The sequence below is a fragment of the Herbaspirillum sp. Her2 genome, assembly GCF_057961375.1.
The window spans coordinates 4,834,982-4,859,056 of sequence record NZ_CM176331.1; the positions used below are offsets into that span (position 1 = coordinate 4,834,982).

The 24,075-nt window shown below is 63.9% G+C and carries 25 protein-coding genes; 10 read left to right on the forward strand and 15 right to left on the reverse strand.

Translation table 11 applies throughout. The features are described from left to right. Positions 1–92 precede the first annotated feature (92 nt). The 6 genes from ACWHXP_RS21910 to ACWHXP_RS21935 all read left to right on the forward strand — a co-directional run bounded on the left by ACWHXP_RS21910 (position 93) and on the right by ACWHXP_RS21935 (position 3,662). Positions 93–716 carry a glutathione S-transferase family protein gene (locus ACWHXP_RS21910; RefSeq protein WP_489635058.1) on the forward strand — a complete coding sequence of 208 codons (624 nt, stop codon included), beginning with the start codon at positions 93–95 and terminating at the stop codon, positions 714–716. Positions 717–1,083: 367 nt separating this feature from the next. Then, on the forward strand, positions 1,084–1,497 hold the full coding sequence (locus ACWHXP_RS21915) for a PAAR domain-containing protein (RefSeq protein ID WP_489624116.1): 414 nt from the start codon (positions 1,084–1,086) through the stop codon (positions 1,495–1,497). Continuing rightward, positions 1,497–1,991, forward strand: a complete 495-nt coding sequence (locus ACWHXP_RS21920; protein ID WP_489635057.1) for a DUF4123 domain-containing protein — start codon at positions 1,497–1,499, stop codon at positions 1,989–1,991. The genes ACWHXP_RS21915 and ACWHXP_RS21920 overlap by 1 nt, the downstream gene beginning before the upstream one ends. Then, positions 1,988–2,350, forward strand: a complete 363-nt coding sequence (locus ACWHXP_RS21925; protein WP_034331721.1) for a hypothetical protein — start codon at positions 1,988–1,990, stop codon at positions 2,348–2,350. The genes ACWHXP_RS21920 and ACWHXP_RS21925 overlap by 4 nt, the downstream gene beginning before the upstream one ends. Continuing rightward, positions 2,347–2,931 (forward strand): restriction endonuclease fold toxin 5 domain-containing protein, encoded by a 585-nt coding sequence (locus ACWHXP_RS21930; protein ID WP_134134129.1) that lies wholly within the window; start codon positions 2,347–2,349, stop codon positions 2,929–2,931. Before ACWHXP_RS21925 ends, ACWHXP_RS21930 begins: the two co-directional genes overlap by 4 nt. A gap of 2 nt (positions 2,932–2,933) precedes the next feature. Next, complete coding sequence (locus ACWHXP_RS21935; RefSeq protein ID WP_489635056.1) at positions 2,934–3,662, forward strand: hypothetical protein; 729 nt, start codon at positions 2,934–2,936, stop codon at positions 3,660–3,662. A 113-nt stretch (positions 3,663–3,775) separates the two neighbouring features. On the opposite strand, the gene ACWHXP_RS21940 is transcribed toward ACWHXP_RS21935, so the two are convergent. Next, positions 3,776–3,928, reverse strand: a complete 153-nt coding sequence (locus ACWHXP_RS21940; RefSeq protein WP_166675108.1) for a hypothetical protein — start codon at positions 3,926–3,928, stop codon at positions 3,776–3,778. Between the two features lie 180 nt (positions 3,929–4,108). Next, complete coding sequence (locus tag ACWHXP_RS21945) at positions 4,109–5,197, reverse strand: NADH:flavin oxidoreductase/NADH oxidase (protein WP_489635055.1); 1,089 nt, start codon at positions 5,195–5,197, stop codon at positions 4,109–4,111. Positions 5,198–5,322: 125 nt separating this feature from the next. On the opposite strand from ACWHXP_RS21945, the gene ACWHXP_RS21950 reads away from it, so the two are divergent. Further along, the gene (locus tag ACWHXP_RS21950; RefSeq protein ID WP_034331719.1) at positions 5,323–5,655 is read left to right on the forward strand and encodes an ArsR/SmtB family transcription factor; all 333 of its coding nucleotides are present in this window, start codon (positions 5,323–5,325) and stop codon (positions 5,653–5,655) included. 15 nt (positions 5,656–5,670) lie between these two features. On the opposite strand, the gene ACWHXP_RS21955 is transcribed toward ACWHXP_RS21950, so the two are convergent. The 4 genes from ACWHXP_RS21955 to ACWHXP_RS21970 all read right to left on the reverse strand — a co-directional run bounded on the left by ACWHXP_RS21955 (position 5,671) and on the right by ACWHXP_RS21970 (position 10,087). Beyond that, entirely contained in the window at positions 5,671–6,102 is a 432-nt protein-coding gene (locus tag ACWHXP_RS21955; protein ID WP_039784766.1) for a hypothetical protein, read from the reverse strand. A gap of 156 nt (positions 6,103–6,258) precedes the next feature. Beyond that, a complete protein-coding gene (locus ACWHXP_RS21960) occupies positions 6,259–7,533 on the reverse strand; it encodes a c-type cytochrome (protein ID WP_489635054.1) in 1,275 nt (424 codons plus the stop codon). A gap of 14 nt (positions 7,534–7,547) precedes the next feature. After that, complete coding sequence (locus ACWHXP_RS21965; RefSeq protein ID WP_088755552.1) at positions 7,548–9,320, reverse strand: GMC family oxidoreductase; 1,773 nt, start codon at positions 9,318–9,320, stop codon at positions 7,548–7,550. A 53-nt stretch (positions 9,321–9,373) separates the two neighbouring features. Further along, positions 9,374–10,087 (reverse strand): gluconate 2-dehydrogenase subunit 3 family protein, encoded by a 714-nt coding sequence (locus ACWHXP_RS21970; RefSeq protein WP_489635053.1) that lies wholly within the window; start codon positions 10,085–10,087, stop codon positions 9,374–9,376. A gap of 438 nt (positions 10,088–10,525) precedes the next feature. Here ACWHXP_RS21970 and ACWHXP_RS21975 point away from each other — a divergent pair, with 438 nt between their 5' ends. Continuing rightward, entirely contained in the window at positions 10,526–11,047 is a 522-nt protein-coding gene (locus ACWHXP_RS21975) for a GNAT family N-acetyltransferase (protein WP_402705524.1), read from the forward strand. An 84-nt stretch (positions 11,048–11,131) separates the two neighbouring features. Here ACWHXP_RS21975 and ACWHXP_RS21980 read toward each other — a convergent pair whose 3' ends face one another. Together ACWHXP_RS21980 and ACWHXP_RS21985 are read right to left on the reverse strand one after the other, a co-directional pair. Beyond that, complete coding sequence (locus ACWHXP_RS21980) at positions 11,132–12,844, reverse strand: DUF3300 domain-containing protein (protein ID WP_489635052.1); 1,713 nt, start codon at positions 12,842–12,844, stop codon at positions 11,132–11,134. 357 nt (positions 12,845–13,201) lie between these two features. Then, the gene (locus tag ACWHXP_RS21985; RefSeq protein ID WP_489635051.1) at positions 13,202–13,612 is read right to left on the reverse strand and encodes a hypothetical protein; all 411 of its coding nucleotides are present in this window, start codon (positions 13,610–13,612) and stop codon (positions 13,202–13,204) included. Positions 13,613–13,800: 188 nt separating this feature from the next. Here ACWHXP_RS21985 and ACWHXP_RS21990 point away from each other — a divergent pair, with 188 nt between their 5' ends. After that, on the forward strand, positions 13,801–14,688 hold the full coding sequence (locus ACWHXP_RS21990; RefSeq protein WP_121041079.1) for a LysR family transcriptional regulator: 888 nt from the start codon (positions 13,801–13,803) through the stop codon (positions 14,686–14,688). 186 nt (positions 14,689–14,874) lie between these two features. On the opposite strand, the gene ACWHXP_RS21995 is transcribed toward ACWHXP_RS21990, so the two are convergent. The 7 genes from ACWHXP_RS21995 to ACWHXP_RS22025 form a co-directional block, all read right to left on the reverse strand. Further along, entirely contained in the window at positions 14,875–15,885 is a 1,011-nt protein-coding gene (locus ACWHXP_RS21995; protein WP_489635835.1) for an SIS domain-containing protein, read from the reverse strand. Then, positions 15,878–17,005 (reverse strand): N-acetylglucosamine-6-phosphate deacetylase, encoded by a 1,128-nt coding sequence (nagA, locus tag ACWHXP_RS22000; RefSeq protein ID WP_489635050.1) that lies wholly within the window; start codon positions 17,003–17,005, stop codon positions 15,878–15,880. The genes ACWHXP_RS21995 and nagA overlap by 8 nt, the downstream gene beginning before the upstream one ends. Further along, a complete protein-coding gene (locus ACWHXP_RS22005; protein ID WP_489635049.1) occupies positions 17,002–17,919 on the reverse strand; it encodes a glucosamine kinase nucleotide-binding domain-containing protein in 918 nt (305 codons plus the stop codon). Before ACWHXP_RS22005 ends, nagA begins: the two co-directional genes overlap by 4 nt. A gap of 3 nt (positions 17,920–17,922) precedes the next feature. Next, complete coding sequence (locus tag ACWHXP_RS22010; protein ID WP_134134118.1) at positions 17,923–19,056, reverse strand: ABC transporter ATP-binding protein; 1,134 nt, start codon at positions 19,054–19,056, stop codon at positions 17,923–17,925. Between the two features lie 15 nt (positions 19,057–19,071). Continuing rightward, positions 19,072–19,926, reverse strand: a complete 855-nt coding sequence (locus ACWHXP_RS22015; protein ID WP_489635834.1) for a carbohydrate ABC transporter permease — start codon at positions 19,924–19,926, stop codon at positions 19,072–19,074. A gap of 73 nt (positions 19,927–19,999) precedes the next feature. Beyond that, entirely contained in the window at positions 20,000–20,914 is a 915-nt protein-coding gene (locus tag ACWHXP_RS22020) for a carbohydrate ABC transporter permease (protein ID WP_134134117.1), read from the reverse strand. Between the two features lie 87 nt (positions 20,915–21,001). Beyond that, positions 21,002–22,309, reverse strand: a complete 1,308-nt coding sequence (locus ACWHXP_RS22025) for an ABC transporter substrate-binding protein (RefSeq protein ID WP_489635048.1) — start codon at positions 22,307–22,309, stop codon at positions 21,002–21,004. Between the two features lie 414 nt (positions 22,310–22,723). Between ACWHXP_RS22025 and ACWHXP_RS22030 the strand changes: the two genes are divergently transcribed. Then, the gene (locus ACWHXP_RS22030) at positions 22,724–24,061 is read left to right on the forward strand and encodes an ABC transporter substrate-binding protein (RefSeq protein WP_209583415.1); all 1,338 of its coding nucleotides are present in this window, start codon (positions 22,724–22,726) and stop codon (positions 24,059–24,061) included. Positions 24,062–24,075 lie beyond the last annotated feature (14 nt).

Here is a 24,075-nt window from a genome sequence, read left to right on the forward strand (position 1 = left end):
TCACCGGGGAGAATGAGGAAGAACTGTGCATGGCACCGTACCGGGCCACCTGCTAGGCTTGCCAGCCTGACACTTACTGTACGGGAGCCTGCATGCTGACGATCTACGGCCGTGACAATTCCATCAACGTACGCAAGGTCCTGTGGGCCTGCAGCGAGCTGGACATTGCCTTCGAGCGGCAGGACTGGGGTATTGGTTTCAAATCGACCAGCGAGCCTTCCTTCGTTGCCATGAATCCCAATGCGATGGTGCCGGTGATTGATGATCATGGCTTCGTCCTGTGGGAGTCCAACAGCATCCTGCGCTATCTCGCCGGGCAATACGGTGACGGTGCGCTGTATCCGCAAGCACTGCGTCTGCGCCCACGCATCGACCAGTGGATGGACTGGCAGGCCAGCGACCTCAACCGCAGCTGGAGCTATGCCTTCATGGCGCTGGTGCGCAAGTCGCCCGAGCATGGCGATGCGCAGCAACTGGCGGCTTCCATCGCTGGCTGGACGCGCTTCATGCAGGTGCTGGAACAACGGTTGCAGCACAGTGGCGGTTTCGTGGCGGGTCCTGCATTCACGCTGGCCGATATTCCGGTCGGGTTGTCGGTCAATCGCTGGTTCGGCACGCCCTTGGACCATGCGCCCTTGCCGGCCGTGGCAGCGTATTACGAGCGTCTCAGCGAGCGGCCCGGCTTCCGTGCCTACGGCCGCAACGGCATGGCCTGATGGCGGCGGGCGCGGTACACTGCGGCCTTGCGCATGCGCGCCCATTTCCGTCCTGCAGGTTCACCATGGCCACCCGAAAGAAAAAACTGCTCTTCCTTGCCGCCTTCCTTGGCTGTCTGCTGCTGGCCAGCGTTCCCTTGTGGACTTTGCTGTTTTACTGATTTGTTTTGATTGCTTGCGCCTGCTCGAAATCGTATCAGGCGTTACTAAAAATCCTTCCAGGATTCGCTCTTCTTTTCTGCCCGATGCGGGCCGATGCGTCTTGCCCCGGCATGATGTGCGGCCTTGCTGCGGCACCGGCTGAAGGCTTCTTTCGGATTCTCTTCTTCGCGCTGCGGCTGATGTCATCACTGCAGAGGAGGAGCGTATGCCACAAGCCTTCATCACGATTGGAGACAAGACCAGCCACGGCGGCACGGTCATCTCCGGCGATCTCACTTTCATGGTCCACGGCAAGCCGGTGGCGCGCGTGGGGGACCAGACGGTCTGTCCCCGGTGCCAGGGGACCTTCGCCATCACTACCGGCGCGGGCGACATGTTCTCGCTCGGCGCGGCCGTGGCACGCCACGGTGACCGCACCGCCTGCGGCGCCACACTCATCGCCAGCCAGGCTACCAGCACGCATGCCGAGGGGCGGATTGCCAGTCCGGAATTCCTGGCCGCTGAGGCCGAGGTAGCCAAGGCCGGCGCCGGGAACGCTGCATCGGCCGATTCCGGCATCTGCCTGAGCTGCATGCGCGATGCTGCCGTCAGCGGCGCCACCCTGCTGGTGCGCAGCTGATGGCCGCCGACGTCATGAAGCGACTGGCCGAGGCGAGGAAGACCATGCCGGCACTGCAGCTGTACGTCCTCGTGGACGGACTGCACTACGAGTCCTGCACGGATGCGGCGCTACGTGAGGCACCCGGCGTCATTGCACTTTTTGCCGAGACCGTGGATGCGCATCTGGCGCCCGCCGGGCCCTGGCTGCTGGCGGTCGAGAAGCTGTCCCCTGCGTTGTTGGAGCAGATCAGCCGCCTGGAAGCGATTGCTCCGGCGGTTTCCTGGATCATTGGCCCGCAGGATCTGCAGGGCCTGGCGCAACTATTGCGCTTGTGCATGCAGATGAGCTTGCCCGACGGACGCACTGCACTGCTGCGCTTGTGGGATCCGCGCGTGTTGGCTGCAGCAGCGCGTGACCTGAAGGCAGCGCAGCGCCACACGCTCTTCGGTCACCTGTTTGAATGGCACCTGTTGCTCGATGGCCGCCGGGTTCACATCGGGAGGCCGACATGATCCGCCTCGATGAAGACGACCTGGCGCGTTTGCGTGCCCGTGATACCGAACACTTCATTGCTGCCGTGGCCGACCAGTTCCTCTCCGAGCGTGGCGACCTGCAGCGCGTGCCGGGCCGCAGCGAGGTAATCCGGCGCATGCGCGAGGCCTATGAGCATGGTCTGTCGCTGGGCTTCGGTGCGTTGTCCCACCTGATCTACATGATGTATCTGTCAGCCGATTGGCCTGGCCTGTTCCGTCGTCCGGGCACCGTGCGTTACCTTCGCCGCCCGGGTGCCACGCCCGAACAAAGGCTCGATGACATGATCGCCGTCCTGCACAAGCTGGCCGCGCCGCAAGATGAGGAGCGCAAATCATGATCGCTCCCGTCGTGGCGGTACCGCTGATCAGCAGCGAGATTCTTGGATGGATAGGGCTGGGTGCGTCGGCGGTCGCAGCCGGTACCGGGGCGGCCATCTACAGCAGTTCGCGCAGGGCCGAAGAGGCCAAGTCCTCCCCATTGAGTCAGGCCGATGTACTCAAGAAAGATCAATCCTGCAAGCGCTGTCCCCCCGCAGCGGGGAGCCTGGTGCCACGCAACTGGCACATGTCTGAAGAGGCGCGGGCCTATCAGGCGCGTGTCACCGGGTTTGCGCCCTATACCGAGTGGGCCTTCGATGACATTGATTTCGATGGATTCCAGCTGGGCCCGTGTCTGCTGCAAGAGGCCAAGGCACGATATGCGCAGTTTTTTGACAGAAAGACGGGTGAGCCCAAGTTCTTCTATGGATTGAAGGGGTACCCGAATCTTATGAAACAAGCCGCCGCGCAGAGCGCGACCGTATTGAAGTCCAGTCCTGCCCACTTGTGCTGGTACGTGCAGGATCATTTGGTCTTTCGTCATCTGAGCGAGGTCTTTCCTGCCAACAAGCTCGCCATCCAACTTTTCCATAAGCCATGATCATGTATCTTGTCATCAACTTTGCCTTTGCTTCAACGCTCGCCACCTTGCCTAGCGCATCCGAACATTTCTCCATACTGTGGAAAGTCGCGGTTCTTTTGGACGCTGTGGGCATGCCGCTGGACGACTGGTGCCCTCCAGCTGATACGCCGGAAGATGCCCGGCGCATCCAGGCATTTGAAAGAGACGGTCCTACACGCGCTGCACTGGCCATTGTGGAAGAGGAGGAGCGCAGTGATCCTGCCAACGGCTTTCGTTATCTTGGTATCTGGAACGGCTATGAAGAAGAGGGCGGCTCCGCCATCCTGCTCGGATTGCAGCAGGCCGATGGACCCGGCAATTCCACTTTCCGCCTGCAGGCGCAGGCAGTTCCTGCGCTTTGTCAGAAGGCCAATCTGATCAAGGTGCTGACGGGGCTCTCGTTGCAATGGCAGCCTCCCTTCATCGCGGTCGACCCTGGCGGATATGGCATGCGCCACAAGGTCTTCGCCGATCGCCCCGGCGCCGGATGGCTGCTGTATCTGCCAGGCAGGATCACGCGCGCCCAAGTCCCCGAGGCCGCCGAGCTGCTGCCGGTATTGAACGAGGACGGACAGCAACGCGGCACGATCATCGTCTCGGTGGCGGGCGATGCGTTTGACGATGAAAACCCCGATCACATCCAGTCCGCCAACGCCATCGAAATCCGCCTGGCTGACCAGGACCTGTTGCCGCGCTACGCTGCCCTGTAACCCTCACGCAAAAAAAATCCCCCGGGTCCGACGACCAGGGGGCCAACATCATTTCATCGCGATTCAGGCAGACACACACCAGGCGGCACCGGACACGGTACCGTCCCGCTCGCTCAATACGGCAGCCGATGCGGCGGCAGGCTGGCACGGCTGGCCAGCGGATGATGCCGCCAGCGCGCTTCGGCCAACAGGTAGATGCCCGTGGCCGACAACGCAACGGTCACCAGCGTAGAGAGAACGGCAGTCAGCAGGAAGGTGGTGAACATGATGATCTCCTCAAGACGACTTCATCTTAGGAGAAAGCACCGCCCGTGGCTCTAGTGATTTTCCCTAGAAAACAAACAAGCCGCTCAGGGAATCCCTGAGCGGCTTGCAGACCGGCAATGCTGTCATCCTGTCATGCTGCCAAGGCAGCAAGCCCCGCAGCAGGATGCCGCATCAGTGCATCAATAACGTTCCAGCCAGTGCGCGTAAGGTGCCGGCAGCGTCCAGGAAGGGCGCTCCACGCCCAGTTCCTTGGCAGCCTGATAAGTCCAGTGCGGGTTGGCCAGATGCGAACGACCCACCATCACCAGGTCGAGCTGGCCATCCTTGACGGCGCGCTCGGCCAGTTCCGGCGTGCCGAAGCCCCAGGCGGAAGACACCGGCACGCCAGCTTCTTCGCGCACGCGTTTGGCGATCGGACCGAGGAAGGCCGGGCCCCAGGGGATCTGCACTTCAGGAATGGTGAAACCGATGGTCACGCTGATCATGTCCATGCCGATCTCCTTGAACTGGCGCACCACGCCGATGGAGTCGACCAGCGTCTGCTCGTCGCGGCCATCGTATTCCAGCACGCCGAAGCGTACCGTCAGGGCCAGGTGTTCCGGCCACACTTCACGCACGGCGCGCAGGGTTTCCAGCAGGAAGCGGGCGCGGTTTTCCACGCTGCCACCGTAGATGTCATCACGCTGGTTGGAATGCGCCGAGAAGAAGCTCTGGCCCAGGTAGCCGTGGGCGAAGTGCAGCTCCAGCCATTCGAAGCCGGCATCACGCGCGCGGATGGCGGCATCGACGAAGTTCTGGCGCACGCGGGCGATGTCGTCCAGGCTCATGGCCTTGGGGACCTTGGGCAAGCCCTTGCCAAAAGCAATCGCGGACGGGGCGATGGTGTCCCAGCCGCGTGCATCGTCGGCGGCCATGTGGTCGTCGCCTTCCCAGGGACGATTGGCGCTGGCCTTGCGGCCGGCGTGGCCGATCTGGATGCCGGGTACCGCACCGGCGGCCTTGATGGCTTGCACCACCGGCACGAAGGCTTGCGCCAGCTCGTCCGACCAGATGCCGGTGCAGCCCGGCGTGATGCGGCCTTCCGGGGCCACGGCGGTGGCCTCCACGATCACCAGGCCGGCACCGCCACGGGCGATGCTGGCGTAGTGCGACAGGTGCCATTCGTTGGCCTTGCCGTCCACCGCCATGTATTGGCACATGGGCGGGATGGCAATGCGGTTGCGCAGGTTCAGGTCCTTCAGCTTGAAGGGAGTAAAGAGAGCAGACATGGGTGGCTTCTTGTCAATGATGAAAATGAGATCAACAAGCGCTGCACTGGCACAGCACTCGCTTCGTTTGTTCGTAAATCTTCGAACTATGGAAGGAGTATAACCCAGGGTGTATCATCTTGCAGATGCGTCCCTACAAACATCCCGAGATTGCCGAGTTCGTGCTGGAGCGCGTGCTCTACGCGCTGAGCGATTCGATCCGCCTGGAGATCGTGCGCCACCTGGCGCGCGTGGAATGTGCGACCTGCGGCGAACTCGATGGCGGGCGTCCCAAGTCCACCGTCTCGCACCACTTCAAGGTCTTGCGCGAAGCCGGCCTGGTGCGTACCGAGAGCAATGGCACCACCCACATCAACACCTTGCGCAGCGCCGATATCGAGCAGCGTTTTCCGGGTTTGCTGTCGGCCATCCTGGCCCAGCACGACAAGCTACCCGCCCGCCGCAAGAAGGCGGCCTGAAGCCTTCCCGTCCGCTCAGAGCTTGCCGGCCTTGACGTCGGCGTCTACCGCCACGAAGGCCGTGGCCATCGCATACTGTTCTGCCTCCACCGAGGTATTGCCGCGAAAGTCCTCGCACACCACGCGCCGGAAGGCGACCGGGTTGTCATTGCGATGCAGCTGGTAACTGCCGACCCAGGTACCGTCGATCTGTTCCCTGCTGCTGACCCGGATGAAATAGCCGTGATGTTCGGCCACGTCATTGTCGAGCTGGGTATCGATCACCGCACGCGCGTAACCCACACCGGCCACCTGTGCCGAGGCCACCGAAGCGAAGGGATTGCCGTGCAGGCCGGGGGCCGGTTCGCCATCGATCTGCACGGTGCAAAGGACGTCGCCATCGCGTTGCTGCGTGCAGGAGACGCTGATGTGCTTGCCGCGATAGGTGGCACCGTAGGTAGGGAGCATGCGTGCTTTCAAGAAGAATTGCCTGGGCGCTATAGTGGCGCGATCGTTCATCGTGGTCAATCAACTTGCAGCCGGCATGGCGTGACAGCCGCGTAAAAAAAGCCCGCATGTTGCCATGCGAGCCTTTTCTTTCACAGCGACGATTTGCGCAGCAGATCAGGACCCGTGCTTGGCCAGGCCCTCGCGCATCCGCTTCACTTCCTTCTCCGACACGGCCCCTGCCTGGTTGCTCCAGCCCTGGCGCACGAAGCTGGCCAGTTCCGCCGCTTCCTTGTCGGAGAGGCGATGGGCAAAGCCCGGCATGACCAGGATCGACGGTGCCTTCTCGGTGGACGGCGTGCGCGCCCCGGCCAGGATCACGTGCAGCAATGCGCTGGGATTGTCGGCATTGACCACGGTCGCGCCATCGAGCACCGGGAAGATGCCCGGCGCGCCCTTGCCATTGACGAAGTGGCAGGCCGCGCAATTGTCCAGGTACAGGCGCTCGCCCAGGCTCAGGTCCTTGGCGGCCGTGAGTTTCTTCGTGGTCGCCTCGGCCCCTTGCGGCGTGACGCGCCCGCTGCTGGCGGAGGCCACCGGCGAGAGCGTCTTCAGGTAAGCGGCGATGGACTGCAGGTCTTCCGGCTTCAGGTGCGCCGTGCTGTGTTCCACCACCAGGCTCATCTCGCCCGCCACTGACGCAGTCTTGTTGCGGCCGGTCTGCAGGTAGTCGACGATGTCCTGCGCGCTCCAGTGCGGCATGCCGCGCAGCGACGGTACGGCCCAGCCATTGAGATCACCCCCCGAGAGGAACTGCGCCTGGCTGCTGTCGCTGGCCTTCTCGTTCATGGCGAACCCGCGCGGGGTGTGGCAGCTGCCGCAGTGGCCCAGGCCCTCCACCAGATAGGCACCACGCTTGATCTCGGCGCTCCAGCCGTCCTGCTCCTTGAACGGCTTGTCATTGGCGAAGAAGACATTCCACAGCTTCATCCCCCAGCGGATGTTGAACGGGAAACTCATGCTGCTGGCCGGCGGCGTGGAGGCCACCGGTTTCACCCCTTGCATGAAGTAGGTGTAGAGGGCGTGGATGTCCTCGTCACTCACCTTGGCATAGCTGGGGTAGGGCATGGCCGGATAGAGCTGTGTGCCATCGGCGCGCACGCCGTGGCGCACGGCTGCAGAGAACTGGGCTTCGCTGTAGTTGCCGATGCCGTGTTCCTTGTCCGGCGTGATGTTGGTCGAATAGATGATGCCGTGGCCGCTGTCGATGGCCAGTCCGCCCGAATAGGCCGGCTTGCCGGCCGCGCTGTGGCAGGCCATGCAGTCGCCGGCACGCGCCAGGTATTGGCCGCGAGCCACCGTATCCTGGTCCGCCGCCTGCGCCGGATTGAACGCACCCAGCACACCCAGCGACAACGCCAGTCCGGCCAGCAATGAAGTCATTTTTTTCATGTTCTCTCCCCCCTTCATGCCTGGACCAGCGGGCCGGGGTTCTTCAGGTACTGCGTCTTGATGGCGTGCGCGGCCATGAGCGTGATGGCCCCGATGGTAGCCGTCGGATTGGCCTGGAAGTTCTGCGGGAAGGCATTGCCGCCGGGGACGAAGACGTTGTGCACATCCCAGGATTGCAGGTACTTGTTCAAGGCCGAATCGCGCGGCGAATCGCCCATGATCGCGCCGCCCACGTTGTGGGTGGAGACGTACTTGGTGATGTCCCAATGCGAATCCAGGGCCAGGAAACTTTCCGACATGTGGTCCGGATTGAGCTCCTTGGAAATCTTGAGCACGATGTCGCGCAGGTAGCGTTGCAGCTTCAGTTCGTTCTGTCGCCAGTCGAAGGTCATGCGCAACAGCGGCTGCCCCCATGGGTCCTTGTAGTTCGGATCCAGGTCCAGGAAGTGGCCGCGATAGGACATGCAGGTGGTGGTGATGCTGATCTTCATGGAATGGTCGTACCAGTCGATCATGCCTTCCTTCCAGCCGCGTCCCCAGCTGGGCGTGCCCGGCGGCAGCGCCGTGCCGATCGGCGCGCCCGAGGCTTGCGAGCTGTGGATCTTGGCACCGCCGATGAAGCCCAGCTTGATGCCATCGTCGAAGTTGCCGGGCGAAATATCGTTGAACATTTCGCCGGTGGCACCGGCGGTGGCAAAGGAATTGAAGTGCTTGTCCTTGAAGAACAGCGTCGCCCCGCCATTGGAGAGGAAGGCATAGTTGCGGCCGATGACGCCGGTCTCGGTGATCGGGTCATAGGGCTTGCCGATGCCCGAGAGCAGCATCAGGCGCACGTTGGCGAACTGGAAGCTGGAGAGGATCACGATCTTGGCCGGCTGGAACACTTCCTTCATGTTCTCGTCGATGTAGGTCACGCCGCGTGCGGTCTTCTTGTCGGCGTGCAGGTCCACGCGGATGACGTTGGCGTTGACCTTGTAATCGAAGTTGGGCAGGCGCTTGACCACATCCAGGATGGTGGTCTGCGGCGAGGCCTTGGAATAGTTCAGGCAGGGATACTTGCTGCAGAAACCGCAATAGTTGCAAGGTGCAATTTGTGCGCCATACGGATTGGTCCAGGCCTGCGAAACATTGGCCGAGGGATTGGGGAAGGGATGGTAGCCCAGCTTGCGCGCCACGTCGGCGAACAGGGTGTTGTTGTAGGTATCGTGCAGCGCCGGCAGCGGATAGGGGTTCGAGCGCGGTCCTTCGAAAGGATCGCCGCCCGGCTGGATCTGGCCGCGCAGGTTGCCGGTATTGCCCGACAGGCCGCAGACCTTGTCGAAGAAATCGTAGTGCGGCTCGATCTCGTTCCAGGTGAAGGGGAAATCCTTGATGCGCATCTCGGGATCGAGACTGCTGTGCTTGTAGGCCTGGTCGGCGTAGGTCTTGAGCTTGAGGTCAGTCGGTGTGGCGCGGATCAGCACCGCCGTCCAGTGCAGGCCCGAGCCACCGACGCCGGTACCGGGCGCGAAAGCGCCCCACTTGCGGGTCGGCAGCGCCTGCTGCGCGGTGTTGTAGCGCACCGTCAGCGCAGCATCGCGCGGGGTGGCGAAGACCTTGTTGCGGGTGGCGTAGCCGTACTGGTCGGCTGGCTTGGGATAGGCGAAGTCTTCGGGCGGACGGTCCGGGCCGCGCTCCAGGGCGCGTACCTTCAGGCCGGCCTGGGCCAGTTCGATGGCCATCAGGGAGCCGGCCCAGCCGAGGCCGACGATGACGACGTCGACGTCGTCGTTGGTAATGTTAGGCATGGAATTAAGTCAGTAAGAGGTTGCAGGCGTGAACGAGGAGACGGGGCCGCGCATCAGGCGCGCTTGCCCGACAGGCTCACCGGTCCCAGCGGATACTTCACGTTGTGCTGGTCCACCCATTCGGTAAAGGCCGCACGCGCACCGGGGAAGCCGATGGCGACCCAGGCCTTCATGTCCTTGTTGCCGCCGTACATGGGATCGGCCAGGTAGCCGTTCTTGGTATCGCCCAGCAGCTGCCCGAAGAACTGCGAAGGCTTCATTGCCTTCTCGCCCAGCGCGGCAAAGTCCGCAGCGTTCTTCTGCAGCGAGGTCAGCAGGGCATCCTTGTCCTTGGCCTCCAGCTGCTCGAAGCGCTTGCCGTGCTGTTGCTGGCTGATCTGCTGGGTCAGGTCGATGCCGATGCGGTAGACGTCCTGCGGCGCGTAGGGAATCTGGAAGCCCAGCGTAGCCGGTGCATCGGTCTGGTGCGGCCCCTGCTGGTAGATGTCGCTGCCCAGGCCGGCATGCAATTGCTGGTCGATGAAGACCGGCACATTGGTTTCCAGCGCGCCCGGCCCGCGCCCTTCGGCGGGGATCAGGCGGTCGCAGGCGGCCAGGATGAAGAGCCATTGGGCGGCATTGAAGAACACCGGCTGGTAGTGCTGCAGCTCGATGCCTTCCAGGCCATCGGCCCGGGCCTGCTTGAGCAGGGGCAGCGAGACTAGCGGCACTGCCGCTGCGGTGGCCGCGAGGACGGCACGCCGCGAGGGACTGAACTTGGTGGTCATGATGTGAGCAAAGTGGAGTGGGTGGAAAACAAGCTGCGCGAGGCATCGGGACAAGGACGCATCGGGCAGGACTGCGCCCGCCATGACCGCTGCACGGCACGCGCGCCGGCACCCGCAATGCCGCGTGGGGCGGCCTGCGCAGGATGAGACGTCGTTGCAATGGAATGGGGCATGGGTCGCAATCTCAGAGTGGGTCAACGCGTCTCCGATCTTGCGTCCAGCTTGCGGGGCTGGCATTTCTTGTGGTTCCCGGTCCTGGCCACGGTCGATCAGGCCAGGCGGGTTGCTCTATGGATGAGCGCACGCATTCTAACACCTCTAGTTGTCAGATGTCTTAAGACGCTGCCCCGCGGCAAGATCCTGCCATGGCCGTCTTCGGCTACACTGCTCATCCGCAGCATTGTCGCTGCAGACCCCGAATTCCGAGACCGAGACACCATGCAGATCCGCGACGCTACCCCTGCCGACATCCCCGGCATCACCCTGATCTTCAACGACGCCGTGGTCAATACCACGGCCATCTGGAGCGACAAGCTGGTGGACGACCAGAACCGCCAGGACTGGCTGGCGGCCCGTCGCCAACTGGGCTATCCGGTGCTGGTGGCGGTGGAGGGCGACAAGGTGCTGGGCTATGCGAGCTTCGGTGACTGGCGTCCCTTCGATGGTTTCCGCCATTCGGTGGAACATTCGGTCTACGTCCACAAGGATCACCGTGGCGAAGGCCTGGGCGTGGCCCTGATGCAAGCCCTGATCCCGCGTGCCCGCGCGGTCGGCAAGCACGTCATGGTGGCCGCCATCGATGCCAGCAATGTCGGCTCCATCGCACTGCACAAGAAGCTCGGTTTCGAGCAGGTCGGCCACATGCCGCAGGTCGGCACCAAGTTCGGCAAGTGGCTGGACCTGGCCTTCCTGCAACTGACGCTGGATCAGCGCACTGATCCGGACAAGATCGGCAGCTGATTGCCGCAGCGTCAAACACGAAGGGCCGCATGGAAGCGGCCCTTTGTGTTGCTACTCAGCGATGCGAGGAAGGGGCTCACGGCCTCAGCCGTTGTGCTTTTCTCCCTCGTGCTTCTCGCCTTCATGCTTGTCGTTGGCGCGCTTGTCTTCCTCGTGTTTGGCCGGCTCGTGCTTCGCTTGCGCGTGCGCTTCCTGTGCATGGGCAGCTGCCTCATGCCGCTCGGGGGCCGCCTTCTGTTCGTGCTGCGGCGGACGTTCTTCACGGGGCGCGGCGGCAGCATGCGCCTGCATCTGCGGATGAACGTTTTCCTGCTTCATCGCCTGGGCCTTTCTTTCCTCGGCCTGCTGGCGGGCTTGTTGCGATGCATTCTGTTGCGCCTGTTCACGTTCGTGCGCCGCCTGCTGTTCCTTCTGCGCGCGCTGCTCCTGTTGTTGCTGCTGCAGTTGGCGTTGCTCCTGCTGCTCGCGCTCTGCCTGTTGTGGCGCTTCCTGATGCGGGCGCGCACCCGTTGCCTGCACCGCTTCCTTCTGCGCCTGCGGCTGTACATGCAGGTTGGCCAGCGCCATCTTCTGCTGAGTTTCCTGCGCGCGCAGTGACGGCATCGCGCCGGGACGTGCATCGCTGGCCGTGAAATGCGGCATGCTCATGGCCGCCGGTGCCACCTGTTCGTGGCGATTGTCGATGCGGGTCTGGGTGTTGACGTTGCGCTCGTCGACATTGCGCACGTTGTTCACGTTGCTGACATTGCTGACGTTATTGACGTTGCTGACGTTGCTGACGTTGTTCACGTTGTTGTTCACCACGCGCGTATTGTTGACCGTCACGTTGTTGTTGGTCACGCGATTGATCACGGTGGTCGAGTGCGAGACATAGGTGGTGTTCTTGTACACCACGGCCGGCCGCTGCCAGTCGCCGGAGGGGCGATCGCCGCCACCGCCGCCACCCCAGTGCATGCCCCAGTCATGCCATCCCCAGTCACTGTGATGACTGATGGCCTCGCCCACGAACACGCCCACGCCGAAGGACAGCGCACCCACCACCACTTCATTGGCCACCGGGCTGGGCGGACGATAGGCATAGCCCGGATACACCGGCACCGGCGGACCATAGACCACGGCCGGGTTGTAGGCCGGCACGTAGACCGTATCCGGCTGGCTGGATTCGATGACGATGGTCTGCGGCGGCGGCGGGATCACCGGGGCACCGGCGTAGACGGTGCGCGGCGCGGGCGCATCTTCCACCCGCACGGTGTCGCTGCTGCGTACCGTGCTGACCACCTTCAGCTGCGAGGAACTCTTGAGGTTGCCGGCCTGTTGCGCACGCAGGCGCAGGGCCTGGATGGCATTCATCACGTCGTTGGGATCATTGACGAAGGCATCGCCCAGCGAGCGCGTCCAGTCCGGATTGGCGGCCATCTGCGACAGGACCGCCGGGAACATGGTGAGCGATTTCACGCTGACGTCCCAGGGCTGCTTGTCTTCGGCTGCCTGCAGGATATCGCCCTTGAGCGCGCCATTCTGTCCCAGCCACTGGTTGGCGGCGACGATCTGGTCCGGGTAGGTGGCCCCGGCCAGCACTTGCGCCACCAGCTTGTCCGGGAACAGGGCGATGGGGGCCACCATCTGCGACAGTTGCTCGGCCGTGGGCGGCGTGTAGGGCGGCGTGGTCGGCGCAGCCGGCGCGGCGGCTGCGGTGGGCGGGACGGCGTCCTGCTTCTGGCAGGCGGAGAGGGCCAGCACTGCACCGAGCAGCGAAGCCGAAACGATGATGGCGGAAGTTCTGTTTCTTGTTGTCATGATGAAGTCCTCGATCCGTGACGGCGCACGGAAAACGCGTTGCGATAGCCTGGCTAACGACACGCGGCGATGCGCAGTTGACTGCAGAATTGTGATGGGATGTAACAGCGCAGGCCACGTCAGACCACCGCGCATTGTTAGGTTTCGAGCACGGCCATGGAGAAAGGTTCGACTTCGTTCTTCGTCACGCGGAAAGATCGCGCCGCACGGGAAACTGACGAAGCACTGACTGGAAAGTCGCACCAGAAGCGGGCGTTGGCGAGATGGTCTTGTCAGCGTTTTGCAAGGTCAATGCAAAAAAGGCAGACCATGAAGGTCTGCCAACAGGAGAGATGCAGCAAGGAAAAACTAAGATTTTCAGCGGCACTCGCTCATGTACCGCGATTCGATGCGGGCGCGTTCGCCATACTCGATGTTGCCCGGTCCGTTCATGGTGAAGCGGCCATCGCGCCAGGTGCCCGGCACGGGGGCGCGTTGCACGTTGCTCGGATCGCCGGTGCGCGCGCGCTCCGCTTGCATGCGCAGGCTGCGGCAGGAGGGAGATTCGCTGTTGGAAGCCAGTTGCATGGTGTTGCCGCTGTCATTCACGCCGCCGGTCCGGGGGGCCAGTGCCGTGCGCACCATGGCACGATGGGGGGACAGGGCCTGGTCCAGTTCACTGGCCGAGGCGGCATAGGCGCTCTGGCTGAACGCCGACGCGAAGACGGCCAGGGTGCCGATGGTGGCGATGCTGCACAGGGCGGAAAGGGTGCGGAAAGAAATGCGCATGATGAGCTCCTCGTTCAGTGATCAGGATGGAAAGCGGCTTGGCATGGACGTAGTCTGCCGGTCCCTGGTTGACCCTGTATGTCACTTCTTCCCGTGCAGATTACAACTGAAACATGGCCGGATGAGCAGTTTTCAGACATGACTTAAAATGATGCATTCCTCCTCAACCATGAGTTCCATTCATCATCATGCTGGACCGCATCCACCTCTCCATCGTGCAGGAAGTCGAACGCCAGGGCTCGCTGACGGCGGCGGCCGGCGTGCTGCACGTCACGCAATCCGCACTCAGCCACAGCATGAAGAAGCTGGAGCAGCAGCTCGGCACCGACATCTGGCTGCGTGAAGGCCGCCACCTGCGTCTGACGCAAGCCGGCCAATACCTGCTGGCGGTCGCCAACCGCGTGCTGCCGCAACTGAACCTGGCCGAAGAACGATTGCGCCAGTTCGCCCAGGGCGAGCGCGGCGCGCTGCGCATCGGCATGGAATGTCACCCCTGTTACCAATGGCTGCTGAAAGTGGTGTCGCCTTATCTGGCCGCCTGGCCGGATGTGGATGTGGACGTGAAGCAGAAATTCCAGTTCGGCGGCATCGGTGCGCTCTTCGGTTACGAGATCGACCTGCTGGTCACGCCCGATCCGCTGGACAAGCCCGGCCTGGTCTTCGAGCCGGTGTTCGATTACGAACAGGTACTGGTGGTGGCGGCCGATCATCCGCTGGCCGGCGCCGATTACGTCAAGCCCAAACAATTGAACAACGAGGTGCTGGTGACCTATCCGGTGCCGGTGGACCGGCTCGACATCTACACCCAGTTCCTGACCCCGGCCGGCATCGTGCCGCGCAGGCACAAGACCATCGAGACCACCGACATCATGCTGCAGATGGTGGCCAGCGGGCGCGGCGTGGCGGCCCTGCCGCGCTGGCTGGTGCTGGAATATGCCGAACAGATGGCGATCGTGCCGGTGCGCCTGGGCAAGCAGGGCATCGCCAAGCACATCTACCTGGGCGCACGGGAAAGCGATGTGGAGATCGATTACCTGCGCGCCTTCATTGAGGAGGCGCGGCAGGCACAGGCATGAGCGTCAGGTGGCTTACCTACCGTTCGGACTGAGTAGCTGCGCAGCAGCGTATCGAAGTCTGTCTTGAACTTGCCGAAGGGGTGTGCCTGCGTGCAAAGGCAGGAGCACCTTCGATACGGCCCTTGCGGGCCTACTCAGGCCGAACGGGAGTCAGGGCGCTTGATCGGGACATGACCCGGTTTGCAGTTAGTTCGTTTTTGTGACTTTGTTGAGATGCGGTGGCCGGTCGGCATCCATCCCGCGTGCGGCCGACAATTGCGCCGCCATCACATAGAAGGCCTGGATCGCCACGATGGGATCGAGGTCCGGCGTGGCGGCCACCGGCAAGATGAGGTCGCGCTCGATCACATCCTCGGGGGCCGCCAGCAAGACCCTGGCCCCGCGTGCGCGCATCTCGGCGGCCAGCGCCAGCATGCCGGCCTGCGAGGGGCCGCGTGTGGCAAACATCAGCAGCGGATAGCCGTCTTCGATCAGGGCCATCGGCCCGTGCTTGATTTCCGCGCCGCTGAAAGCCTCGGCCTGGATGGCGCAGGTCTCCTTGCACTTGAGCGCCGCCTCCAGCGCCAGCGGGAAGCCGATGCCACGCCCCACGATCATGAGCCGATTGGCCGGGACCAAAGCATCGACCGCCGCTGACCAGTCGCATTCACAAGCCGCCCGCAAGGCCTGCGGCAACTGCCCCAACGCATCCAGCAACGCCGCATCATCCTGCCAATGCGCCGTCAGCAATGCCCCGGCTACCAGACTGGCGATGAAGCTCTTGGTGGCCGCCACGCTGGCCTCCACGCCCGCATGCAGCGGCAGGCTCCACTGCGCTGCCGCCGCCAGTGGCGAATCGGCCTGGTTGACCAGCGCCACCGTGCGCGCTCCCTGCGCATCGAAATAGCGGATCGGCTCCACCACGTCCGGACTCTGCCCGGATTGCGAGATGGCGATGGCCAGCGCATCGCGCACCTGCAGCGGGGCCCGGTTCAGCGTCACCAGCGACATCGGCAGCGACGCCACGATGCGGCCCAGGCGCGCCATGATGAGATAGGCACAATAGGCGGCCGCATGGTCGGAGCTGCCGCGCGCCACCGTGACGATGGACGCCGGTGGCGCAGCGCGCAGTTGCGCGCCCAGTGCGGCATAGCGCTCCTGGTCGCGGGTCAGCTGCACGGCCACGTAATCGGTCGCAGAGCGGGCTTCCTTAAGCATCAGCGAGGTCAATCTCTTCTCCTTCCACATAGACAGCCTTGAGGGCAAATTGCCGGTCCAGCACGACCACGTCGGCGTAGTGGCCGGTGGCCAGGCGGCCACGGTCAGCCAGGCCCAGGTAATCGGCGGCATAGGTCGAGGTGCGCAGCGAGGCTTCGGCCACGTCCATGCCCAGCGCAATGAGGTTGCGCAGCGCCTGGTCCATGGTCAGCACGCTGCCGGCCAAAGTACCGTCGTCGAGCCGCACGCCGCCCGCGCACTTGTGTACCACTTGCCGGCCCAGCGCATAGTCGCCATCGGGCATGCCGGCCGCCGCCGTGGAATCGGTCACGCAGAACAGGCGCGGGATGGAACGCAGCGCCGCGCGGATGGCGCCGGGATGCACGTGCAGGAGGTCCGGAATCAGTTCGGCATACTGCGCATGGGCCAGCGCCGTACCAACCATGCCGGGCGCGCGATGATGAAAGCCGCTCATGGCATTGAACAGGTGCGTGAAGCCCGAGGCCCCATGCGCCAGCGCGGCCACGCCATCGTCATAGCTGCCGGCGGTGTGGCCGATCTGCACCTTCATGCCGCGATGGGCCAGCTTGCAGACCAGCTTCAGGTGGCCGTCCACTTCCGGGGCGATGGTGATGAGCTTGATCGGGGCCAGCCCGTCCAGATAATCCACCTGCTCAAGCGACGCCGCGATGGCGAAGTCGGGCTGCGCGCCCAGCTTGCCGGGATTGATGTAGGGCCCTTCCAGATGCACGCCCAACACGCGCGCATGGCCGGGCAAGCGCGCGTCGGTGGCGCTGCGGATGGCCTTCAACGCCACTTCCAGTTCCTCCAGCGGCGCGGTCATGGTGGTGGCCAGCAGACTCGTGGTGCCGTGACGTGCATGCAGGCGCGAGAGCACCTGCACCGCGTCGCCCCCTTCCATCACGTCGCGCCCGCCGCCGCCATGCACGTGCAAGTCGATGAAGCCGGGCAGGATGTAGTCGCCTTCGTCGATGACGCGCGGCTGCTGCCGCAACGGGCGGCCGTCGATGGAGCGGATGCGCTGGTCGAAGACCATGCTGCCATGGGTCCAGCCGTGGGGCGTGAGCACGTTGCCGTGCAACTGGGTCAGTGCATTCATGCCGGGGTCTCCTTGGGTTGCAGGGCGCGCCGCACCAGCAGCAGGGCTCCGTCCACCGCATCGGCTTGCGGCGGGACGATGCGGGCCTGCTGGCGGCGTTCCAGGTAGGGCTGCAAGGCTGCGGCCAGTCCGCCGCACAGCGCCAGCGGCAGGCATTGTGCGGGGTCGAGGGTATCGATCATGCGGCTGATCTCGGCCGCCGCCGCCTGCAGGATGCTGCGGGCGGCCACATCGTCATGGGCATGGGCCACCACCGGCCGCGCTGCACGGGCGAAGGCGGCCTGGTCCGCTTGTGCCAGCCAGTCCAGCAGGGTGGCGCGTTCGTCGCGTGCCGTGTCGGCGGGCAGTTCCTTGCGGCACAGGTCCAGCACGGCGTCGGCCAGCGGCCCGCGATGGCTGCGCCCATCCAGCGCCAGCTGGGCGTGATGCAGGGCGCGCAGGCCCATCCAGCCGCCGCTGCCATCGTCGCCGCTGGGAAAGCCCCAGCCATCGACCACGCGGCGGCTGCCATCCAGATCCAGCGACAAACCGATGGTGCCGGTGCCCACGGCGATGATGGCACCGGGCGCGCCGCCATGCGCGCCGAGCAAGGTGGCCACGCCATCGTTGACGATCTCCAGCACGCCGAAGGCCGGTGTCTGTGCCCGAAAGTCGGCCGACCACTGCGCCACGTTCTCGCCTGCGATGCCGATGCCGACGGCGAGAGTCTCATCGGCGGGACGCCGGAGTCCGGCACTGGCAAAGGCATCCTCGATGGTCTGGCCGATGACGCGCCACGCCTGCGCGGCGCCGATGCGCAATGCGGAACCCGGGCCGCTGGCCTCGGCCAGCACCTGCCCTTGGGGCGAGGTCAGCCGCACCAGAGTCTTGGTGCCGCCGCCATCGATGCCCACCAGATAGGCGATAGCGTCCATGCGTCAGTCCTCGGCGAGGCGGCGAGCCGCCTGCAGGTTGCCGGGGTTGCGCCGACGCAGCGCCTGCCCTTGCGCATCGAAGAGATGGAAGGCGTGGCTGTGCACGGAGAGCGCGATCAGCTCGCCGATATGCACGCTGCGATTGCCATCGCCGCGCACCACGATGTCGTGGCCGCCTTCCAGCGTCACGTAGAGGAAGTTGGCTTCGCCCAGGTGTTCCACCAGGTTGACCACGCCGCGCAGCGGCTGGCCGTCACCCAGCCCTTCGCGGATCTGCTCGGCGCGCAGGCCCAGCGTGACCGCTGCACCCGGCGCGACACCCTGCGGATCGACATCGGCCAGCAGCCGCAGTCCACCGGCGATTTCGACCTGTACGCCGCTGTCGTCGCAGCGCGTGACCACGCCGGGGAAGAAATTCATTTTCGGTGAACCGATGAAACCGGCCACGAACAGGTTCTGCGGCTGCTGGTACAGCTCCAGGGGCGTACCGGCCTGCTGGATGCGGCCCTCGTGCATGACCACGATCTTGTCGCCCAGGGTCATGGCCTCGACCTGGTCGTGCGTCACGTAGACGATGGTGGCCGCCAGTTGCCGGTGCAGCTTGGCGATCTCCAGCCGGGTCTGCACGCGCAGCGCCGCATCGAGATTGGACAGCGGTTCGTCGAACAGGAACAGGCGCGGCTGGCGCACGATGGCGCGGCCGATGGCCACGCGCTGGCGCTGGCCGCCCGAGAGTTCGCGCGGCAGGCGCTGCAGCAGGTGATCGATCTTGAGGATGGAGGCCGCATGGCGGATGCGCGCATCGATGTCGCTCTTGCTGCTGCCGGCGACCTTGAGACCGAAGGCCATGTTCTTGTACACGTTCATGTGCGGATACAGCGCATAGCTCTGGAACACCATGGCGATGCCGCGTTCGGCCGGCGGCAGGTGGTTGACCACCTCGCCGCCGATGGCCAGTTCACCGCCGCTGATCTCTTCCAGTCCGCACAGCATGCGCAGCAGGGTCGATTTGCCGCAGCCGGAAGGCCCGACCAGTACGCAGAATTCGCCATCGCGGATATCCAGGTTGAGCCCGGCCAGCACATCGGCGCGGCCATCGTAAGTCTTGCGCAATTGCTTGATGTTGACGTGTGCCATGAAGTCTCCTTTGAATTATTTGACGGCGCCTGAGGTGAGGCCACGGATGAGCTGACGCGAAAAGGCCATGTACAGGATCAGCACCGGGATGACCGCCATCGACAGCGCCGCCAGCACCGAATTCCAGTCGGTGGCGTATTGCCCGATGAACTGCTGCACGCCCAGCGTGACGGTGCGGGTGTCGTCGCCGGGCGCGAGGATGAGCGGGAACCACAGGTCGTTCCAGGCCGGGATCATGGTGAACACGGCCACGGTGGCAATGGCCGGACGCAGCAGCGGCAGGATCACCCGGAAGAAAATGCTCAGTTCGCCCACGCCATCGCAGCGCGCCGCGTCCTTCAGCTCGCCCGGAATCTGGCGCATGAATTCGGAGAGGATCATCACCGCCAGCGGCAGCCCTTGCGCCGTGTAGACCAGCACCAGTGCGGTACGCGTATTGATGAGGTCCAGCGCCACCACCAGCTGCAGGATCGAGACCGTGCCCAGCCGGATCGGGATCATGATGCCGATGGCGATGAAGAAGTTCAGCGCACGGTTGCCGAAGAAGCGGTACTCGGTCAGCGCCCAGGCCGCCATCGCGCCGAAGAGTACGATCAGCAGCAGGGCGGCCAGTGTCACGGCCAGGCTGTTGCCGAAGTAGAGCAGGAAGTGGGTCCCTGCCAGCACCTTCTGGAAACCGGCGAAGGTCAGCGTCTCGGCCGTGGGCAGGGCCATCGGGCCTTCGAAGATGGCATTGCGGGTCTTGACCGAATTGATGAGGATGAGCGCAATCGGGAACAGCGCAATCACCGCATACAGGCACAGCACCGCATGCACCCAGAGATGGCCGGCGGGGCCGAAGCTGCGTTGGATCAGCGAGGGTTTGCGCATGGTGGTCGGGATAGTTGCAGAAGTGGAAGAAGTGCCGACGGAGGAGGAAAGCTGCATGCCGTTCTCCTGGCCGTCACAGGGCATAGCGCGTCAATCGACGCTGCACCATCACGAAATAGGCCCCCACGCCCGCCAGGATCACCAGGAACATCAGCGTCGCCACCGCCGCGCCCATGGTCGGGCTGCCGATCTGCGCCTGGTAGCCGAAGAAAGTGCGATAGAAGTAGGTGCCCAGCAGGTCGGAGGCGTAGTTGGGGCCGGCCAGCGCGCCCTTGACCGAATAGATCAGGTCGAAGGCATTGAAGTTGGCCACGAAGGTGAGGATGGTCACCAGCCCTAGGGTCGGGTAGATCAGCGGCAGCTTGATCTGCCAGAAGATGCGCAGCCCGCTGGCCCCCTCGGCGTGCGCCGCTTCCAGCACTTCTTCGGGCACTGCCAGCAGGGCGGCGTAGATCAGCATCATCGGAATGCCCACGTACTGCCACACCGAGATCAGCGACAGCGTCAGCAGTGCCGTGGATTCCTGCCCCAGCCAGGGCGCGAACCAGTCGGCCAGGCCGACCAGGCCCAGCAGTTTCTCGCCCACGCCCCACAGCGGCGAGAGGATCAGTTGCCAGATGAAACCGATGATCACCACCGACAGCAGCGTGGGCAGGAAGATCAGCGTGCGGTAGGTGCGTGCACCGCGCAGTCCCTTGAGGCTGAACAGCGAGGCCAGCAAGAGGCCGATGGGATTTTGCAGGGCCATGTGGATGCAGAAGAACTTGACGTTGTTCCACATCGCATTCCAGAAGGCGGCCGACCAGTCGGGATCGAACAGGATGGTGCGGTAGTTGTCCAGGCCCACGAAGCTGCGCACGCCTGCATCATTGGCGGTGTAGAAACCGAGGCGCAGGGTATCGAGCAGGGGCAGGGCGCTGAAGAGCGCGTAGATCAGCACGGCGGGTGCAAGCAGCACCGCCAGTTGCCAGGCGCGGATGGTTTTCACGGTGTCTCTCTTCCTGAAGGGGAGGGAGCGGCCCTCTTGGCGGGTCCTTCGCTCCGGGTTGGTGCCTTGCTTGGCCAGACCGTCAGGTCATTGTTGCGGCTTGTACCATTTGGCAAAGCCGGCCTGGATCTTGGCCGCCGCATCCTGCGGACTCATCTTGCCGTTGAGCACCTGGGCATTGACGTTCCACATCTCGTTTTCCATGCTGGGCGTGCCACGGTTGAGGATCTGCGAATTGACGCGGATGGTGGAAGCGCAGTTCTTGCGCCAGCCCATCATCTGCTTGGCAATCGGATCCTTCACCGAGATCAGGTGGTTCGACAGCGAGAAGAAACCGGTGACCTTGTTGGTGTAGAGATCGGCAAACTCCTGCGAGCCCAGCCAGGCCAGGAACTTGTAGGCGTCATCCTTGTTCTTGGACTTCTTGTTGATGCCCATGCCGATGTCGTTGTGGTCCGAGATGTAGCAGGCATCGCCATTCTTGGGGACCGGCGGCGGGAAGGCGGCGAAGTCCATCTTGCCGTTGAAGTAGGCGATGTCCCAGGAACCGGCCGGATAGACCGCGCCCTTGCCGAGGGCGAACATGTTCTGGCTGTCGCTGTAGGTCTGGGCCGATGCGCCCTTGGGCAGGTACTTGCCGAGCTTGGCTTCGTATTCCCAGGCGGCCACGAATTGCGGATCGGTGAATTTGGCTTTGCCGGCGATGAGCGCCTTGCGGCCTTCTTCACCCTTCCAGTAATTGGGGCCGATGCTGGTGAAGAGCACCTGGTGCGATTCCCACTGTTCGGAAGTGCCCATCGCCAGGGGCGCGTACTTGCCGTTGGTCTTGACGGTATCGAGCAGCTTGAAGAATTCTGCCTCCGTCTTGGGCGGCTCCAGGTTCAGTTCCTTGAAGATCTTGGTGTTGTAGAAGAAGCCGTGGATCACCGAGGCCATCGGCATGCAGAAGGTGTCCTTGCCGTCATCGGTCTGCCAGGCGGCCTTGGCGGCAGGCGCGAAGAATTCCATGCCGGGCTTGCCGTCCAGCTTTTCCAGATGGCCCTTGTTGTAGAGCGAGAGCGAGACGTCGAAGGGGCGGCAGGCCACCAGGTCACCGGCGGTGCCACCGGCCATGCGGGCGGCCAGACTGGAATCGTATTCGGTCGGGGCGGTCGGCGAGAACTTCACGGTAATGCCCGGATTGCTGCGCTGGAAGGCCGGGATCAGCACCTCCTGCCACAGCGGCAGGTCATCCACGCGCCAGCTTTCGATGGTCAGCGTGCCTGCCTGGCTGGGCGCGGCGGCCAGCCCTGTCAGGCCGAAGGCCAGGGCACAGGCAGCCAGCAGGCGACGGCGCGGCAATGCCGGGAGGGAAGGGATGAGGGAAAAACGACCAGCCTTTTGTTCGGTCTGCATCTTGGGTCTCCTTGGTTTTTGTGGGGATCGCAGCGGCCCTGCGCCACGAAACGCCGTGACAGTAGCAGCGGCCCGCATGTGATGCGAGCCTGGGCAGCGGCTGGCCGGAGAGTGCCGCAAGTGTTTGATTCAAAACGAAATTAAGTCGATTCGCCGCACCTTGCGCATTACATATCCTTACAGGCCCTGCAGCATGGCGCGGGCGGTTTCACCGAGGCGGCAAGAGGGTAATGGGGCGCAGCATCGGATCGCGCCTGTGGATAAGATAAGCAGAACCAGTCTTACATTTATTAACAAGAGCTAAACCGAGTTCATCGTTTTCAAGATGCGTGCGGTGGCGGCTCACTGCTGCACAAATTGCACAATGGCAGTCACCCGGCTATAGTCTCTTCCGGTTTGGAGACAGCACCCCCCATGATAAAAACGAAACGGCCCGCGAATGCACGCGTCGGCCCGGCCCGCTTCGGGCTGGCCGTGCTGTGCCTGCTCGCGCTGGCGCTGGGGCTGGCTGCCTTGCCCGCCCATGCGCAGGTGCCTGCAGCGGGGCCGTCCCCGGCCACCGGCAATGCCCTGCAGGTGCTGCACTGGTGGACCTCGGCCAGCGAGCGCCAGGCCATCAACGTGGTGGTCAATCAACTGGCCAAACAGGATATCCAGTGGCGCGACGTGGCCATCCCCGGCGGCGCCGGCATGGGCGCCGCCAAGGTATTGAAGAGCATGGTGCTGGCCAATCGTGCCCCGGAAGTGACGCAGTTGAATGGCGTGGTCTTCGGCGAGTGGGCTGACCTTGGGCTCTTGCTGGAGCTGGACAACGTGGCCGTGCAGGGCAACTGGGAAAAGCAGATGTTCCCTACCGTCTGGTCCCTGCTCAACAACCACGGCCACGTGGTGGCCGCGCCGCTGGGCATCCACCGCATCAACTCGCTGTTCTACAACACGGCCATCTTCAAGCGCTACAACCTCGCGCCGCCCAAGACCTGGGACGACTTCGACCAGATCGTCAAGAAGCTGCAGGGCACCGGCATCGTGCCGCTGGCGCAGAGTGCCGAGGCCTGGCAACTGGCCACGCTGTTCGAGAACATCGCGCTGGCCGAGAGCGGCCCCGCCTATTACCGTCGCCTGTTCGTGGAGATGAGCCCGGCCGCCTATCTCGATGCGCGCATGCTGCATATCCTCAAGCGCCTGCGCAGCCTGGCCTCTGCCATGCCGCAGCCGGTGCGCGAGCGGCCCTGGACGGAAGTGGCGCGCAGCATGGTCAGCGGCGAGGCCGCCATGCTCATCATGGGGGACTGGGCCAAGGGCGAACTCAATGCCTGGGGCATGGAAGTGGACCAGCAGTTCGGCTGTGCACCGGCGCCGGGTACGGGCGACTTCCACCTCTACAGTACCGACACCCTGGCCATGTTCGCCGGCAACTATGCGCACCAGCCCATGCAGGAAACGCTGGCGCGGCTGACCATGTCGCCGGCCGTGCAGTCCGAATACAATAGGATCAAGGGTTCGATTCCCGTGCTGCGCGCGGCCGATCCGCACATGGACCGCTGTGCGCGCGACTCCTGGCGCGCCTTCAGCAAGGGCCCGGCCTGGCAGGCGCCCAGCCTGGTGCACCGCATGGCCACCGACGATACGACCAAGGACGCCATCGTGGCCGAGGTGCAGCGCTTCTTCCTCGACCGCAACCTGAGCGAAGAACAGACCCAGAAACGGCTGGCAGCGATTGCGCGTACACTCGCCCGCAATCGTAACGATTAAGAATTTCGGAGATG